We start from the raw sequence: 15,936 nt of genomic DNA on the forward strand, positions 1-15,936 counted from the left end.
CGGCAGGCAGGCGGCGGGATCCAGCGTTCCGCCGGATCAGCGCTCGGCGCCGATCACCAGTTCCAGCGGTCCGCTGGCCGGCAGGCGGACCCGTACCGGCGTCGACTCCAGGTCGTCGGCGCTGCGTTCGGCACCGCCGCCGGCCGAAATCCGGGCCAGCACCTCGACCTCGTCCAGCTGCGACAGCTTCAGCGTCGGCATGGCGGCGTCGGCGTCGTCGAGCACCGTGTCCAGCGGCAGGTCGCGCAGGCGGTGGCGCTCGGCCGCGACCGGCATCGGCGGGCCGCCGGGGGCGCGTGCGATCACGAACACGGTCGCATCCGCGGACAGTTGCAGGCGTGCGGCCACGTCCGGCGCCAGGCTGACCCTGACCTGCAGCGCGTGGCTGGCGGCGTCGGTCGCGGTCGCACCGGCGGGACTCTCCGGGGGCGCCGGCGCGGCCGCCAGCGGTGCCTGGCCGGCGTCGGCGCGGGCCTCGTCGATCTGCGTGCGCAGGCTGCGCGCGGTGGCGTCGTCGACGCTGCCGATCAGGGTTTCCCAGGTCGCTGCGGCGTCGGCCGGGCGGCCGGACTGGCGATGCCAGACACCGAGGAACCAGGTCGCGCGCGGATGGCCCGGCTGCCGCGCGAGCGCATGCTGCAGCCACTGCACGGCCTGCGCGTCGAAGCGGCGCTGCGGATCGGCCAGTGCGCGGGATTCGGCGGCGTCGACCAGCAGGGCCGGTTCGTCCGGCGCCAGCTGCACCGCGCGCGCATAGGCCTCGCGCGCCTCCAGCAGGCGGCCCAGCGTGGCGTGCGAACGCCCCAGCAGCGCCCAGCCCTCGGGCTGGTTCGGGTTGCGCTCCAGCTCGGCCTGCAGGCGGGTGATCGCCTCGTCCAGGTTCTGCGGGTTCTCGGTCTCGACCGGATGCAGCGCCTCGGGGGTGCCCACCCACTGGTAGAGCGCGAACGTCACTAGGGTCAGGGCCAGCACCGATCCGGCCAGCGGCACTCCGATCCGGCGCCACAGCGGCCACAACACCCAGGCGAGCACGCCCAGGCTGAGCACCGCGGCGATCGCGGCGAAAACGGGCGTCACCATTCGGTTTCCTCTTCATTGCCACGGCTGCCGGCCACCGACCGTGCGCGCGCGCGCACGATCCGCCAGACCACCACGGCACCGGCCAGCAGCAGCAGGGCCGGGCCGAACCACAGCACCCAGGTATGCGCATCGACCGTCGGGCGGTACAGCACGAACTCGCCGTAGCGGTCGACGAGGAAGCGCTTCACGTCGGCGTCGCTGCGGCCTTCGCGCATCAGCGAAAGCACTTCGCGGCGCATGTCCTGCGCGATCTGCGCATGGGAGTCGGCCAGCGACTGGTTCTGGCACATCACGCAGCGCAGTTCGGCGGTCAGCCGCTGGAAGCGGGCTTCCTCGGCAGTGTCGTTGAACTCCAGCGGGCTCATGTCGCCGGCCGGCTGGGCGCCGGCCAGGCCGGACAGCAGCAGGCCCAGCGCCAGCAGCAGGGCGCGCAGGACCGGGCTCACCGCGCCTGCTCCGCCTGCTCCAGCGCCGGCAGCAGCCGTTCGCGCACGATCGCTTCGGTCAGCGGCCCGGTGTGCTTCCAGCGCACCTTGCCCTGCGCATCGACCAGGAAGGTCTCCGGTGCGCCGGCCACGCCCCAGTCCAGCGCGTAGCGGCCTTCCTTGTCGGCGACCACCACGAAGAACGGATTGCCGTAGCGCTCGAGCCAGCGCAGCGCGTCGTCCGGCTCGTCGCGCCAGTTGTAGCCGACCACGCGCACGCGCTTGGTCTGGGCGAAGGCGGTCAGCACCGGGTGCTCGTCGCGGCAGGCCGCGCACCAGCTGCCCCAGACGTTGAGCAGGTACGGTGCGCCACGCAGGTCGTCCGCGCCGAACTGGACGGTCGGGTCGTGCAGGACGGGCAGGGTGAAGGCGGGTGCGGGCTTGTCGATCAGGGCCGACGGCAGGACATCGCGGTCCTCGTCGCCCGAGCGCAGCACGCCGTGCAGCATCAGCCCCACCAGGCCGATGAAGAACAGCGCACCGATCACGATGGCGACCGGCGGCAGGCCCTGGGGCTTGTTCTGCGTGCTCATGCGGACTTCTCCGGAAGGCGGCGGAAGCGCCGGTCGGCGGCGGTGACGAAGGCGCCCAGCGCCATCAGCAGCGAGCCCGCCCAGATCCAGCGCACGAACGGCTTGATGTGCACGCGCACCGCCCAGGCATCGCCGCCCAGCGGCTCGCCGAGGGCGACGTAGACGTCACCGGTCAGCCCCGGCCGGATGCCGGCCTCGGTCATCACCTGGCCGCCGCTGGCGTAGGCCCGCTTTTCCGGATGCAGCAGCACCAGCTCGCGGTCGCCGCGCAGGACCTGGATGTGGCCGCGGTCGGACAGGTAGTTCGGCCCCTGTTTCTCGTCTACCCCCTCGAAGCGGAAGGTGTAGCCGGACACCTCCAGCGACTGGCCGGGCTTGAGCGCGACCTCGCGCTGCACGTTCTGCGCCTCGACCAGCAGCGCGCCGACCAGGAACACGGCCACGCCCAGGTGGCCGAGCACCATGCCCCACATTTCCAGGGTCAACCGGCCGCTCTTGCGCAGGCGGCCCCAGACGAAATACAGCGTGCCCGCGCCGACCCAGACCGCACCGGCCACGCCCAGCGCGGTCTTCCACGCACCCTGCGGCGCCATGAACCAGGCCAGCACCGCCAGCACCAGAGCCAGGGCCAGCCACGGCAGCAGCAGCCGCGCGACCTTGGAGGCCTGGTCGCGCTGCCAGCGCACCAGCGGACCGAACGGCACCAGGGCCACCAGCGGCGCCATCAGCACGAAGAACAGCAGGCCGAAGTAGGGCGGGCCGACCGAGATCTTGCCCAGGTCCAGCGAGTCTGCGATCAGCGGATACAGCGTGCCCAGCAGGACCATCGCGCAGGCGCTGGTCAGCAGCAGGTTGTTGAGCAGCAGCAGGGTCTCGCGCGATTCGGGCTGGAACCCGGCACCGGCCTCGAGCCGGCCGGCACGCAGCGCGTACAGCAGCAGCGAGGCACCGACCACCGCGCCCAGGAACACCAGGATGAACAGGCCGCGCGAGGGATCGGCGGCGAACGCGTGCACGCTGGTCAGCACGCCGGAGCGGACCAGGAACGTGCCCAGCAGCGACAGCGAGAACGAGGCGATCGCCAGCAGCAGGGTCCAGCCGGCGAAGCTGCCACGCTTCTCGGTCACCGCCTGCGAATGGATCAGGGCGGCACCGGCCAGCCACGGCATGAAGCTGGCGTTTTCGACCGGATCCCAGAACCACCAGCCGCCCCAGCCCAGCTCGTAGTACGCCCACCAGCTGCCGAGCGCGATGCCCAGGGTGAGGAACGCCCAGGCGACGTTGGTCCAGGGCCGGGTCCAGCGCAGCCAGCGCGCGTCGATGCGTCCGTCGAGCAGCGCGGCGATCGCGAACGCGAACGGCACCGCGAAGCCGACATAGCCGAAGTAGAGCATCGGCGGATGGATGATCAGGCCCGGATCCTGCAGCAGCGGATTCAGGTCGCGCCCTTCCGTGGCCGCCGGCAGCAGCCGCACGAACGGGTTGGAGGTGAAGATCAGGAACGCCAGGAAGCCGATCGCGACGAAGCCCATCACGCCGAGCACGCGCGCGACCACCGGTTCGGGCAGGCCGCGGGAGAACAGCGCCACCGCCGAGGTCCACAGCGCCAGCACCAGCGCCCACAGCAACAGCGAGCCCTCGTGCGCGCCCCAGACCGCCGAATAGCGGTACAGCATCGGCAGCAGCGAGTTGGAGTTGTCGGCCACGTACTTGACCGAGAAGTCCTGGGTGACGAAGCCCACCGTCAGGATCGCGAACGCGCCGGCCACCAGCAGCAGCTGGGCATGCGCGGTGGGCCGGGCCAGCGCCATCAGGGCGGCATTGCCGCGATGGGCGCCGATCAGCGGAAGCGTGCCCTGCAGCAGGGCGACGAGCAGGGCCAGGATCAGCAGGATCTGGCCGATTTCAGGAAGCATGCGGAGCTCCGGTTGCGTGCGCGGCGACGCCGTCGGCCGGCGTCAAGGCGCCTGCTCCGCCGGCGGCGGGGTCGGCACGTTGTGCTTCTCGTGCGCGAGGCCCATCTTGTCGGCCACTTCCTTGGGCATGTAGGTCTCGTCGTGCTTGGCGAGCACGTCGTCGGCGACGAACACCCCGTCCTGCATGCGACCGGTGGCGACCACCGACTGGCCCTCGCGGAACAGGTCCGGCAGCAGGCCGGTGTAGCTGACCTCGAGCAGGGCATCGCCGTCGGTCACCAGGAACCTGGATTCGAGCGAGCCTTCCTCGCGCTTGAACGAGTTCTTCTCGACCATGCCGCCGAGGCGGAAGCGGGCGCGCTCGCCGGCGTCGCCGCGCAATACCTCGACCGGCGTGTACAGGTAGGCGACGTTGCGCTGCAGGGCCATGGCCACCAGCGCGGTGGTGGCGCCGGACGCGAGCACCAGCAGCATCACGAAGATCAGCCGGCGGCGGCGGACGGGGTTCATCGGCTCAGTTCTCCCTGGGGGGCGGCGGCAGGGCGGGCACGGCGTGCACGCAGGCGCGCGGCACGCAGCTCACGGCGGATCTGCAGGCGCGGGGCGAGGAAATCCCAGAGCAGAACCACGACGAACACGGCGTAGGCGCCGATCACGTACGGAAGATAGCTCATGGCGCATCTCCGGAGAGGCGACGGATCCAGTCCTTGCCGGCCTCGCGGCGCAGGTTGTCGGCGCGCGCACGCGCCAGCAGCGAGCCGACGAACCAGAACTTGGTGCCGATCACCATCCACCACAACGGCGCGATCATGCTCGCATCCATGCTCGACTCGCCGAACACGCGGATGGTCTGGCCCTGGTGCAGCGAATCCCACCATTCGACCGAGTAGCGGATGACCGGCAGCAGGGCGACGCCGACGATGGCCAGCAAGCCGGCCGCGCGCGCCGCGCTGCGGCGGTCGTCGCTGGCGTGGTACAGGCCGATCACGCCCAGGTACAGGAACAGCAGGATCAGCTCCAGGGTCAGACGCGGGTCCCAGTCCCACCAGGTGCCCCACATCGGCTTGCCCCAGATCGAGCCGGTGGCCAGGGTGATGACGGTGAAGGCGGCGCCGATCGGCGCGCAGGCCATGGACAGGATCTCGCACAGCTTGATCCGCCAGACCAGGCCGATGGCGGCGTACAGCGCCATCAGGGCGAACACGAACATGCTCATCCAGGCCGCTGGCACGTGGATGTAGAGGATGCGGGCGCTGTCGCCCTGCTGGTAGTCGGCCGGCACCTCGAACAGGGCCAGCCAGATGCCCACGCCCATCGTCAGCAGCGCGGCCAGGAAGCACCAGGGTGCCCAGCGCGCCGCGAAGCGGTCGAAGTACGGGGGTGAGCCCAGTTGGTGGAACCAGCGCATCACCGGATTCATGGACAGAGTCGCATCGCTTGCTGGGGTCAACGCCGGCCTGGACCAGCGCCTGGCAGGCATCGGGCCTTGCATTTTTTCAGACTATGCCCCGCTAGCCAAGCGAAGCCGGGCCACGGTCGCCAGGACCGTGGCCCGCGCTGGATCACGGCTTGAGCGTGATCGAGCCCTTCATCATGGTCGAATGACCCGGGAAGCTGCAGAAGAACGCGTACGGGTCGGTGCCGGCCAGCTTGGCCACCGGGATCTTGAACGAGGTGGTTTCGCCGCCGCCGATCACCTTGCTGTGGGCGATGACGCGGGCGTCGCCGGCCTTGACGTAGTCGGCGGCGATGCCGGCCTTGACGCCGTCGGCGTCCACGCCCTTCATGTCGGCGGTCTTGGCGATGACCACGTTGTGGCCCATCACGTTGCGGGCCATCTTGCCGGTGTGCTTGAAGTTCACGGTGAACTCCTTGCAGCTGCGGCTGATGTCGATGTTGCCCAGGTTGTACTTCATGGCGTCGTTGCCTTCCAGATCGATCGAGCAGGTGGCGGCCTGGGCGAACGGAGCGGCAGCGAGCAGGGTGGCGGCGAGCAGCAGTTTGCGGATCATTCGGGGTCTCCTGTGACCTTGCGGTGTTGTGCAGTGCGATTCTGTCCCCGCCGCGCGCGGGGTGCCTTGATCCGAGTCAAGGACAGCCGGTGGCGGGCGCGGATGCGACAACCGTTCAGCCCTGCGAGATACGGATCGCCGCCGCCGCCGCGATCGGCGCCAGCACCGCCGAGGCGACCAGGCCGGCCGCCATCAGCAGCAGCGCGCCGCTGGCATCCAGGCCCTGCGCGCTGGCCGCGACCGACCCGGCGCCGAACACCAGCACCGGCACGTACAGCGGCAACGCCAGCAGCGCCACGAGGATGCCGGAGCGCTTCAGGCCGACGGTCAGCGCGGCCACGACCGCCCCGAGCAGGCCCAGCACCGGCGTGCCCAGCAGCAGGGTCAGCATCAGCATGCCCAGCTGCGCGTGCGGCAGGTACAGCAGCTCGCCCAGCACCGGCACGGCCAGCAGCAGCGGCAGGCTGGTGGTCAGCCAGTGGCTGGCCACGCGCACTGCCACCAGCCAGGCCAGCGGCACCGGCGCCAGCAGCCACTGCTCCAGCGAGCCGTCCTCGGCATCGCCGCGGAACAGACTGTCCAGCGACAGCAGGCCGGCCAGCAGCACCGCCACCCAGATCGCGTACGGGGCCACGTGCTTTTCCAGCACCTGGCGCTCGCCGCCCATGGCCAGCGCGAACATCACCACGACCATCAGCGCGAACAGCGCCGGCTGCAGCGCATCGCCGCGGCGCCGCCAGACCAGACGCAGATCGCGCTGCAGCAGGGCCCGGGCCGCGCCGAGCAGGGACGGCGCGCTCATGCCGCCGCTCCCAGTTCCAGCATCCGCGTGCGCACCGGCGGCGCGGCGTAGGCGCCATGCGTGGTCAGCAGGGTCGCGCCGCCCTCGCGCAGATGCGCGGTGACCATCCGGTTGACCAGGTTGATGCCTTCCAGGTCCAGGTTGGCGTACGGCTCGTCCAGCAGCCACAGCGGTGCCGGCGACAGCCACATCCGTGCCAGCGAGAGCCGTTTCTTCTGCCCGGCCGACAGCTGCCGGGCCAGCGCGTCCTCGTAGCCTGACAGGCCGACGATGGCCAGCGCGTCTTCCTGGCGCTGGTTCGCCCGCTGGCCATGCAGGCCGCACAGGAAGTCCAGGTTCTCCAGCACCGACAGGTCGCCCTTCTGCGCATGCAGATGGCCCAGGTAGGCGATGGCCTGCGCGCGCAGCGCCGGCGCGGCCGGGCGGCCCTCGATCGCGATGATGCCGCTGTCGGCCTGCAGCAGGCCGGCCAGCACGCGCAGCAGCGTGGTCTTGCCCGAGCCGTTGCCGCCCTGGACCAGCAGCGCTTCGCCCGCGTCGACCGCGAAGTCGAGCGGGCCGAACACCGGCGTCTCGTTGCGCGAGAACGCCAGACCATGTGCGGCCAGCAGCGGGGCAGGGGTAGGCGTGGCGGTCATTCGGGGCGCGGCACGGGACACCGCTGTCTGCATCCGGGAACGGCGCGCATTGTAGCCGGCCGCATGTCCGCGGCCTTGATCGCGATCATGGGGCCGCCCAGTGGGTGCTGCGTGGGATGATGTCGGCCCTCGCATGGCACCGGTCGTGCGCAGCACGGGAGCGGGACGGCGGATGCGGTGGCGTTGGCAGGAGGCGTGCGGTCGGATCACGCGTGCGGTGGCGGGGCCGCCGACGCGCTGGCGCCTGCTGCGCTGGATTCTGGCCGGCCTGCTCGTGCTGCTGCTGGCGTTCGACCTGGCGTTCCCGCCGCCGTTGCCCGAGGCGGCGGGCACGGCGACGGTAGTGGTGGCCGCCGACGGAACGCCGTTGCGTGCATTCGCCGACCGCGAGGGCGTGTGGCGCTACCCGGCGCAGGTCGATTCGGTATCGCCGCTGTTCGTGCAGGCGCTGCTCGGCTACGAGGACCGCTGGTTCCGGCGGCATCCGGGGATCAATCCGCTGGCGATGGCGCGCGCGGCCTGGCAGTGGCTGCGCAGCGGCGGCATCGTGTCCGGCGGCTCCACCCTGACCATGCAGGTCGCGCGGATCCTCGACGGCGGGCAGACCCGCAGCGCCGGCGGCAAGCTGCGGCAGATGCTGCGTGCGCTGCAGCTCGAAGCGCGGCTGTCCAAGGACCAGATCCTGGCGCTGTACCTGCAGCGTGCGCCCTATGGCGGCACCATCGAAGGCGTCGAGGCCGCCAGCTGGGCCTACCTGGGCAAGTCCGCCGCGCAGCTGTCGCACGCCGAGGCCGCGCTGCTGGCGGTGCTGCCGCAGGCGCCGAGCCGGTTGCGTCCGGACCGGCACCCGGAGGCGGCGCGTGCGGCGCGCGACAAGGTGCTGCGGCGGATGCAGGATCTCGGCGTCTGGGACGCGGCCGCGGTGGACGATGCCAGGATCGAACCGGTGGTGGCGCGGGTGCTGCAGCCGCCGATGCATGCCGCGTTGCTGGCGCAGCGGCTGCGTGCGGCCGATCCCCGCGCGCAGCGGATCGAGACCACGCTGGACATGGACCTGCAGCGCGCACTCGAGGAGCGGGTCACCGCGTACTTCTCGTCGCTGCCGCCGAAGACCTCGGCCGCGCTGCTGGTGGTCGACAACGCCAGCATGGAGGCGCGCGCCTACGTGGGCTCGGTCGCGTTCGGTGACGCCGCGCGCCTGGGGCACGTGGACATGGTGCGCGCCTGGCGCTCGCCGGGCTCCACGCTCAAGCCGTTCCTGTACGGCATGGCGCTGGACGACGGCCTGATCCATTCCGAAAGCCTGCTGGTGGACGCGCCGCAGGATTTCGGCGGCTACCGCCCGGGCAATTTCGACACCGCCTTCAACGGCCCGATCGGCGCGGCCAGCGCACTGCGGCTGTCGCTGAACGTCCCGGCGGTGGACCTGCTCGACCGGGTTGGCCCGGCGCGCTTCGCCGCGCGCCTGGACAATGCCGGCGTCGGCCTGCGCTTTCCGCGCGGCAGCCGGCCCAACCTCGCGCTGATCCTGGGCGGCACCGGCGTGCGCCTGGAGGAACTGGTGGGCGCGTTCGCCGCCTTCCAGCGGGGTGGCGTGGCCGGGCAGGTGCGCTACACCCCGGCGCAGCCACTGCGCGAGCGGCGTCTGCTGTCGCCGGGCGCCGCGTGGATCGTGCGCGAGGTCCTGCAGTCCAATCCCCGCCCCGGCTATGGCGGTGGCGCCTTCGATACCGGCAGCCGCCCCGGCGTCGCCTGGAAGACCGGCACCAGCTACGGCTTCCGCGATGCCTGGGCGGTCGGTGGCACGCGCCGCTACACGGTCGGGGTCTGGGTGGGCCGGCCCGATGGCACCGCGCTGCCCGGGCAATACGGTGCGGTGACCGCGCTGCCGCTGCTGTTCGAGACCATCGACAGCCTGCCGCGCCAGCCGGGCGATGCCGCACCTGTGCCGCGACCCACGGAGGTCGCCGAGGTGGAGATCTGCTGGCCGCTGGGCGTGGCCGCCGCGCAGACCCCGCCGGCGCTGTGCGCGCGCCGGGCACCGGCCTGGAGCCTGGATGACGTGGTGCCGCCGACCCTGCCCGAACGCGAGGCGCGGCTGTGGAGCGCCGGCCGCGAGCGCTTCCGGGTGGACGCACGCAGCGGCCTGCGGCTGTCGGCCGACTGCAGCGCCGCACATGCGTCGCGCGAGGCCGAGATCGCGCGCTGGCCCGCACTGCTGTCGCCCTGGCTGAGCGCCGGGCAGCGCCGCGCCGCGCGGCTGCCGCCGCTGTCGCCCGACTGCGCGGACGACGGGCGCGAGGCGGTCGAGACCCTGCGCATCGAAGGCCTGCGCGACCGTGCGACCTTGGCCGCCGCCCCCGGCAGCCGTGCCGGCCTGCGCCTGCAGGTCCGTGCGCTGGGCAGCGCCGGTCGGGTGCAGTGGCTGCTCGACGGGCGCTGGATCGCCACCAGCGAAGGCGGCCGGCCGTTCGAACACGATTACGGCCGGCCCGGCGAGCACGTGCTGACCGCGCTGGCCGACAGCGGCGCCTGGGCCCAGCTGCGGTTCCGGGTGCTGGACACCGGCGCGGGCATTGCATCAGGACCTGCCGGCACCGCGCTGGACGGCGCTGCGGCTACCGACTGAGCAGCGGCCGAGGTCCGCGCGATGTGAGCGCGATGTCTGCCTCAGGCACGGGCGAGCCGCTATGCTCAGCCGCTCGCTTCCGACGGGCCACGACGATGGGTGCTTCTCCGACAATCGCCGCAGAGCTGGCCGCGGCCATCGGCACCACGCCGCTGGTGCGCCTGCGCGAAGCCTCGGCGCTGACCGGCTGCGACGTGCTGGCCAAGCTCGAATCGGCCAACCCGGGCGGATCGATCAAGGACCGCACGGCACTGGGGCTCGTCCTTGACGCCGAACGGCGCGGCCTGCTGCAGCGTGGCGGCACCATCGTCGAGGGCACCGCGGGCAACACCGGCATCGGACTGGCGCTGCTGGCCGGCAGCCGCGGTTACCGCACCATCATCACGATGCCGCAGACCCAGAGCCGGGAGAAGATCGACGCGCTGCGCGTCACCGGTGCCGAGGTGCGTCTGGTCCCCGCGGTGCCCTACGCCAACCAGGATCATTACGCGCACGTGGCGCGGCGCCTGGCCGAGGCGATGAACGCGGCCGATCCGGGCAGCGCCTGGTTCGCCAACCAGTTCGACAACACCGCCAACCGCGACTTCCATGCGCGCACCACCGGCGTGGAGATCTGGGAGCAGACCGCAGGGCGGGTGGACGGATTCGTCTGCGCCACCGGCACCGGCGGCACCCTGGCCGGCGTCGGCCAGGCGCTGAAGCAGTTCAAGCCGGGTGTCTGCATCGCCCTGGCCGACCCGGCTGGCTCGGCCCTGGCGAACTACGTCACCACTGGCGAGCTCAAGGCCGAGGGGGGATCGATCACCGAAGGCATCGGTTCGAGCCGGATCACCGCCAATTTCGATGGCGCTCCGATCGACCTGGCCTGGTCGATCCACGACAGCGAATCGCTGCCGTGGGTGCATGCGCTGATGGTACGGGAGGGGTTGAACGTGGGCGGTTCCAGCGGCGTCAACGTCGCCGGCGCGGTGCGTCTGGCGCAGCAGCTCGGCCCGGGGCACACGGTGGTGACGGTGCTTGCGGATGCGGGCACGCGCTACCAGTCAAAGCTGTTCAATCCGGCGTTCCTGCATGCGAAGGGATTGCCGGTGCCCAAGTGGCTGGAGGCGGCGTTCCCGCAGGAGTGACACCGCGGCAATCTACGCCGTTGCCGTTGCCGTTGCCGTTGCCGTTGCTTGTACTTTGCTTTTGCCCCGGCTCCTGCTCCAGCACTTGATCGTGATTCTGATCTTCGGCGCCTTAAAGCAAGCCGAGCATCGCAGGCGGTCAGGGCCGAAGAGGCGCCCTTGTTTGAGCGCAGCGAGTTTGGGCGCCGTGCCCTGATCGCCGAGAAGCACAGGGGACCGGCGCATAGCGCCGGATTGCGTCGGCGCCTGCGGTTTTGCTTACTTTTGCCAAGACAAAAGTAAGCCGCACGACAGTGCGGAAGCTGTTGCTGCCAAGCTTTGGTTCTGGCGTGAGCAGTTGCTCCGCTTCCGCAGTGCTGTGGTCTTCGCTTCAGTGCGAGCGAATGCATGGAGCAGAATCTTGAGGCCAAGGCCAGCGGCTTCCGCGCTGTTGCGCGGGTTCCTTTTGTCTTGTCAAAAGGAACCAAAACCGCCGTCGCCTGCCCCGAGAAGGGGGTCCGTAGAACGCGATCCAACCGGCTGCGCCGGTCGGTTCCCTGCGCTTCTCGCGTCGATGGGGGATTTATCCCCTTTTCGGGACGGCCCACAACTCGCTTCGCTCAGACACGTGGGCCTCTACGCCCCTATCGCCACTGCGATGCTCGGCTCGCTTCAAGGCTCGAATGGATCAAGGTCCATGGCAACAGCAGAGCGCAAGCAACAGCAATAGCAGGTCCCGCAGCAGGATCAGCTGCCTGTGCAGCCGATCCCGGGAAACAGGCTCAGCCCAGGTGCTCGAGCACGTACTCGGCCGCCGAGACCTTGAACTCTCCCGGCGCCTCGACGAACAGCTGCTTCACGATGCCGTCCTCGGCATACAGCGCGAAGCGCTTGGCGCGCACGCCCATGCCGTAGCCGCTGGCATCCATTTCCAGGCCGAGTGCGCGGGTCAGCTCGGCGTTGCCGTCGGAGACCAGCTGCAGACCGGCCGGGGCGTCGAGGGTGCGGCCCCAGGCCTGCAGGACGAAGGGGTCGTTCACCGCCAGGCAGATCACGTCGATGCCGCGGCTGCGGAACTGCTCGAAATGGGCGACGTAACCGGGCAGGTGCTTTTCCGAGCAGGTCGGAGTGAAGGCGCCGGGCACGGCGAACAGCAGCACCTTGCGGCCGTCGAACAGGGTCGGGGTGTCGATGCTCTCGACGCCTTCGCGGATGCGCTTGAGCACGACTTCGGGAATGCGGTCGCCGATGTTGACGGTCATTGGACGGTCCTGGAAAAGGAGGCTGAACGGATTCTAGCGCCGCCGGCGCGACGCCGTGGCCGACGCTTGAAAGCCCGTTGCCCGCACCTACGTTCCTGTCATCGCCGCGCGCCACTGCAGCGGCTTCCCACAGACAGGAGAAGTTCCATGGCAATCGTCCATTACCGTGCGTCCTTGCCGGCCCAGCTGCAGGGCGAGATCGGCCGCCTGTTCGGCGCCTCCCAGGGCGGCAGTGCGTCCGGCCAGTGGTCGCCGCGTGTCGACATCCACGAGGAGGCCGGCCGTTTCGTGATCCTCGCCGACATTCCCGGCGTCGACCCGCAGTCCATCGAGATCCAGATGGACAAGGGTGTGCTCAGCCTGAAGGGTGAGCGCACCGCCGAGGCATTCGCCGAAGGGGGGCAGCAGACCCGCAGCGAACGCGTCCATGGTGGATTCGAGCGGCGTTTCGCGCTGCCCGACAGTGCAGATGCCGACGCGATCACCGCCAGCGGCCGTCATGGCGTGCTGCGGATCGACATCCCCAAGCGGGCCGATGTCGCACCGCGCCGGATCCAGGTGCAGTGATCCGGATGGCGTCAGGGAGGTCTGCGGGCGCGTGAGGCGCAGGCGGGACGGCGGTGGGCCGGTGATTGCCGGCCACACTCGCTAGAATCACGGCCCGTGGCGTCCGCGTCGCGGGCCGTTCTCGTTCCAGGCCGTGCGTTCCGTGTGGAAGGCAGGGCCGCAACCGCAGGCATGGTGAGTCGATGGAGTTCAAGGATTACTACGCGATTCTGGGGGTCGAGCCCAGCGCAGGCGAGGCGGAGATCAAGTCCGCCTACCGCCGTCTGGCGCGCAAGTACCATCCGGACGTGAGCAAGGAGGCCGATGCCGAGGATCGCTTCAAGGCGATCGGCGAGGCCTACGAGGCGCTGCGCGATCCGCAGAAGCGCGCGGCCTACGACCAGTTGCGCGCGCAGGGCTACCGGCCGGGCGAGGAAGTCCGGCCGCCGCCGGGCGGCTTCGGAGGCGCCGACTTCGACTTCGGCGAGGTGTTCGGCGACATGGGCGGCCGCGGCGGCCCGGGCAACGGAGGCTTCAGCGATTTCTTCGAGAGCCTGTTCGCGCGCCAGCGGGCGGCCGGCGCCGGGCCGCGTGCGGGCGGTGCGCCGCCGCGTGGCGACACCCGGGCCAAGCTCGCGGTGCCGCTGGAGGCGGTCTACAAGGGCGACAGCGTGCGCATCACGCTCAATGGCCGTCAGCTCGACGTGCGGGTCCCCAGGGGCATCCGTGCAGGCCAGTCGATCCGCCTGACCGGGCAGGGCACCGGTGGCGGCAACCTGCTGCTGGAGGTGGAGTACCAGGCGCATCCGCAGTTCGAGGTCGACGGGCGCAACATCCTGTACACGCTGCCGGTGCAGCCGTGGCAGGCGGCGCTCGGCACCACCCTGAGCGTGCCGACCCTGGGCGGCCCGGTGGAGCTGAAGATCCCGGCCGACTCCGATTCGGGCCGCAAGCTGCGGCTGCGTGGCCGCGGGCTGCCGGGCGAGCCGGCCGGCGACCAGATCGTCGAGCTCGAGGTGCAGGCGCCGGCGCCGGTCACCGAGGCGCAGCGCAAGGCCTACCGCACGCTGGCCAAGGCGTTCGGCGACGAGTGATGGAGCGGATGCAACGGCCCGGATCCCGGGCCGTTGTGGTTCAGGCGGTCGGTGCGACCGGCGCCTCGCCGTTGAGCAGGCGGCCGATCAGCTCGGACAGGTCGCCTTCCGAGAACGGCTTGGTGAGGTAGGCGCGCGCGCCCTGGCGCATGCCCCACATCCGGTCGGTGTCCTGGTCCTTGGTCGTGACCAGCACCACCGGAATGTCGCGGGTGCTGGCATCGCGGCTGAGCGTCCGCGTGGCCTGGAACCCGTTGAGGTTGGGCATCACCACGTCCATCAGGATCAGGTCGGGCAGCGTAGCCTTGGCCACGTCGACACCGGCGGCGCCATCTTCGGCGGTCAGCGTTTCATGTCCCAGTTTCTCGACGATGCGCTGGATGCCGAGCAACTGCGACGGCGAATCGTCCACGATCAGGATGCGAGCCATACCAAATCCCCGGATTGTCCCCGCGGCGAGTATAGCCATTCGCCGGGAGCGCGCCACCGCGTCTCCCGGCCCGGCCGACGCCCGCGAAACGGTTCATGATCCGGGGCCGGCAAAGGGGCGATCGCCGGATGCGCGGTACAGCTCGCCGGACCCTGCCTCGGTGTACGGACACGTCGCGCTGCAGGGCGGCGGCGGGCAGGCACGCAGCGCGCCTTATGGCAGGCGCACCACGGTGCGGCCGAGCGAGCCGCCGGCCAGCATGGTGTCGAAGACCTCGGGCAGCTGTTCCAGGCTGGCTTCGCGCGTGCAGATCGTCTGCAGGCTGGACGGCTTCCACTCGCTGGCGAGCAGGTGCCAGATGTCGTCGCGCACATCACGCGCGGTGCCGGCCGAACCGATGCCCAGCAGGGACACGCCGCGCAGGATGAACGGCATCACCGTCATGTCCAGTTCGGGCGTACCGGCCAGGCCGGCCGCGGCGACGTTGCCGTAGGGCGTCGTCTGGGCGAGCAGGCTGACCAGCATCGGCCCGCCCACGTTGTCCAGGCCGCCGCCGAAGCGGACCGATTCGAGCGGGCGCCTGGCCTCGAGCGCATCGCGGCCGAGGACCTCGGACGCGCCGAGCGCCTTCAGGTAGCCGGCCTGGTCGGCCTTGCCGCTGATCGCATGCACCTCGTAACCGGCCTTGCTGAAGATCGCCACCGCCAGCGAGCCGACGCCACCGGTGGCGCCGGTGACCGCGAGCGGGCCGAGGGCGGGTGTCTGCCGGTTCTCGCGCATCCTGTACAACGCCAGCGCGGCGGTGAAGCCGGCCGTGCCCAGGATCATGGCCTCGCGCGGATCGAGGCCGGCAGGCAGCGGAATCACCCATTCCGCCGGCAGGCGCGCATAGGCCGCGTAGCCGCCATCGCGGGTTTCACTGAGGCCGCAGCCGGTGACCAGCACCGGATCGCCTTCGCGGAAGCGCGCATCGCTGGAGGCGACGACATGGCCGGCGACGTCGATACCGCCGACCAGCGGGAACCGTCGGAGGATCTTGCCCTTGCCGGTGCCCGCCAGCGCGTCCTTGTAGTTGACCGACGACCAGGCGGCCTTGATCACGACCTCGCCCGGCGACAGCGCTTCCAGCGGCAGCGCCTCGATGCCGCTGCGGTAGCCGCTGTCGTCGTTATGGATGCGGAAGGCGGGAAAACTGGCCGGTACCGACATGATGGATCCTCGTGCAGGTGTGCTCCGATTCTGTCATGGGATGCCCGCGGTCGATGTCCGACCTTTGTCGGAGCGGTGGGCTTCACAGCGTCGGGGCTCGGACGTTGTACGCGGCACATGCCTGTGACGCATTACGCTACTGGCGGGCTCCTGCAGGAGCGGCTGCAGCCGCGACCGCCATGCGTCCGTCGTTG

17 protein-coding genes are annotated in these 15,936 nt (G+C 70.8%); 4 read left to right on the forward strand and 13 right to left on the reverse strand.

Annotated elements, in window-relative coordinates; translation table 11 throughout:
• Positions 1-36: 36 nt before the first annotated feature.
• The 10 genes from IB242_RS10440 to ccmA all read right to left on the reverse strand — a co-directional run bounded on the left by IB242_RS10440 (position 37) and on the right by ccmA (position 7,466).
• A complete protein-coding gene (locus IB242_RS10440; protein WP_192278857.1) occupies positions 37-1,080 on the reverse strand; it encodes a tetratricopeptide repeat protein in 1,044 nt (347 codons plus the stop codon).
• Complete coding sequence (locus tag IB242_RS10445) at positions 1,074-1,445, reverse strand: cytochrome c-type biogenesis protein (protein ID WP_192279282.1); 372 nt, start codon at positions 1,443-1,445, stop codon at positions 1,074-1,076. Before IB242_RS10445 ends, IB242_RS10440 begins: the two co-directional genes overlap by 7 nt.
• Positions 1,446-1,522: 77 nt before the next feature.
• Complete coding sequence (locus tag IB242_RS10450; protein ID WP_192278859.1) at positions 1,523-2,098, reverse strand: DsbE family thiol:disulfide interchange protein; 576 nt, start codon at positions 2,096-2,098, stop codon at positions 1,523-1,525.
• On the reverse strand, positions 2,095-4,014 hold the full coding sequence (locus tag IB242_RS10455; protein WP_192278861.1) for a heme lyase CcmF/NrfE family subunit: 1,920 nt from the start codon (positions 4,012-4,014) through the stop codon (positions 2,095-2,097). The genes IB242_RS10450 and IB242_RS10455 overlap by 4 nt, the downstream gene beginning before the upstream one ends.
• Positions 4,015-4,056: 42 nt before the next feature.
• Positions 4,057-4,524, reverse strand: coding sequence for a cytochrome c maturation protein CcmE (gene ccmE / locus IB242_RS10460; protein WP_192278863.1), 468 nt, complete (start codon positions 4,522-4,524; stop codon positions 4,057-4,059).
• Entirely contained in the window at positions 4,521-4,688 is a 168-nt protein-coding gene (gene ccmD, locus IB242_RS10465; RefSeq protein WP_192278865.1) for a heme exporter protein CcmD, read from the reverse strand. Before ccmD ends, ccmE begins: the two co-directional genes overlap by 4 nt.
• Positions 4,685-5,434: a heme ABC transporter permease CcmC gene (gene ccmC, locus IB242_RS10470; protein ID WP_192278874.1), complete on the reverse strand. Its 750-nt coding sequence runs from the start codon at positions 5,432-5,434 to the stop codon at positions 4,685-4,687. Before ccmC ends, ccmD begins: the two co-directional genes overlap by 4 nt.
• 142 nt (positions 5,435-5,576) lie before the next feature.
• Complete coding sequence (gene azu, locus IB242_RS10475; protein ID WP_192278876.1) at positions 5,577-6,026, reverse strand: azurin; 450 nt, start codon at positions 6,024-6,026, stop codon at positions 5,577-5,579.
• Between the two features lie 115 nt (positions 6,027-6,141).
• Positions 6,142-6,828 (reverse strand): heme exporter protein CcmB, encoded by a 687-nt coding sequence (ccmB, locus tag IB242_RS10480; RefSeq protein ID WP_192278878.1) that lies wholly within the window; start codon positions 6,826-6,828, stop codon positions 6,142-6,144.
• Positions 6,825-7,466, reverse strand: a complete 642-nt coding sequence (ccmA, locus tag IB242_RS10485; protein ID WP_192278880.1) for a heme ABC exporter ATP-binding protein CcmA — start codon at positions 7,464-7,466, stop codon at positions 6,825-6,827. Before ccmA ends, ccmB begins: the two co-directional genes overlap by 4 nt.
• A gap of 217 nt (positions 7,467-7,683) precedes the next feature.
• On the opposite strand from ccmA, the gene pbpC reads away from it, so the two are divergent.
• Together pbpC and IB242_RS10495 are read left to right on the forward strand one after the other, a co-directional pair.
• Complete coding sequence (gene pbpC, locus IB242_RS10490; protein ID WP_343237126.1) at positions 7,684-10,095, forward strand: penicillin-binding protein 1C; 2,412 nt, start codon at positions 7,684-7,686, stop codon at positions 10,093-10,095.
• 95 nt (positions 10,096-10,190) lie between these two features.
• Complete coding sequence (locus tag IB242_RS10495; protein WP_192278884.1) at positions 10,191-11,222, forward strand: cysteine synthase A; 1,032 nt, start codon at positions 10,191-10,193, stop codon at positions 11,220-11,222.
• Between the two features lie 761 nt (positions 11,223-11,983).
• Here the strand turns inward: IB242_RS10495 and IB242_RS10500 are convergent.
• Positions 11,984-12,463: a peroxiredoxin gene (locus IB242_RS10500; RefSeq protein WP_192278886.1), complete on the reverse strand. Its 480-nt coding sequence runs from the start codon at positions 12,461-12,463 to the stop codon at positions 11,984-11,986.
• A 147-nt stretch (positions 12,464-12,610) separates the two neighbouring features.
• On the opposite strand from IB242_RS10500, the gene IB242_RS10505 reads away from it, so the two are divergent.
• Together IB242_RS10505 and IB242_RS10510 are read left to right on the forward strand one after the other, a co-directional pair.
• Positions 12,611-13,030 carry an Hsp20/alpha crystallin family protein gene (locus tag IB242_RS10505; RefSeq protein ID WP_192278888.1) on the forward strand — a complete coding sequence of 140 codons (420 nt, stop codon included), beginning with the start codon at positions 12,611-12,613 and terminating at the stop codon, positions 13,028-13,030.
• 182 nt (positions 13,031-13,212) lie between these two features.
• Positions 13,213-14,103 (forward strand): DnaJ C-terminal domain-containing protein, encoded by an 891-nt coding sequence (locus IB242_RS10510; protein WP_192278898.1) that lies wholly within the window; start codon positions 13,213-13,215, stop codon positions 14,101-14,103.
• A 40-nt stretch (positions 14,104-14,143) separates the two neighbouring features.
• Here IB242_RS10510 and pilH read toward each other — a convergent pair whose 3' ends face one another.
• Both pilH and IB242_RS10520 read right to left on the reverse strand, forming a co-directional pair.
• Positions 14,144-14,533: a twitching motility response regulator PilH gene (gene pilH / locus IB242_RS10515; RefSeq protein ID WP_192278906.1), complete on the reverse strand. Its 390-nt coding sequence runs from the start codon at positions 14,531-14,533 to the stop codon at positions 14,144-14,146.
• A gap of 213 nt (positions 14,534-14,746) precedes the next feature.
• Complete coding sequence (locus tag IB242_RS10520; protein ID WP_192278908.1) at positions 14,747-15,742, reverse strand: YhdH/YhfP family quinone oxidoreductase; 996 nt, start codon at positions 15,740-15,742, stop codon at positions 14,747-14,749.
• Between the last annotated feature and the right edge of the window lie 194 nt (positions 15,743-15,936).

It is taken from the genome of Xanthomonas sp. XNM01 (assembly GCF_014851915.1).
Taxonomy (GTDB): Bacteria; Pseudomonadota; Gammaproteobacteria; order Xanthomonadales; family Xanthomonadaceae; genus Pseudoxanthomonas.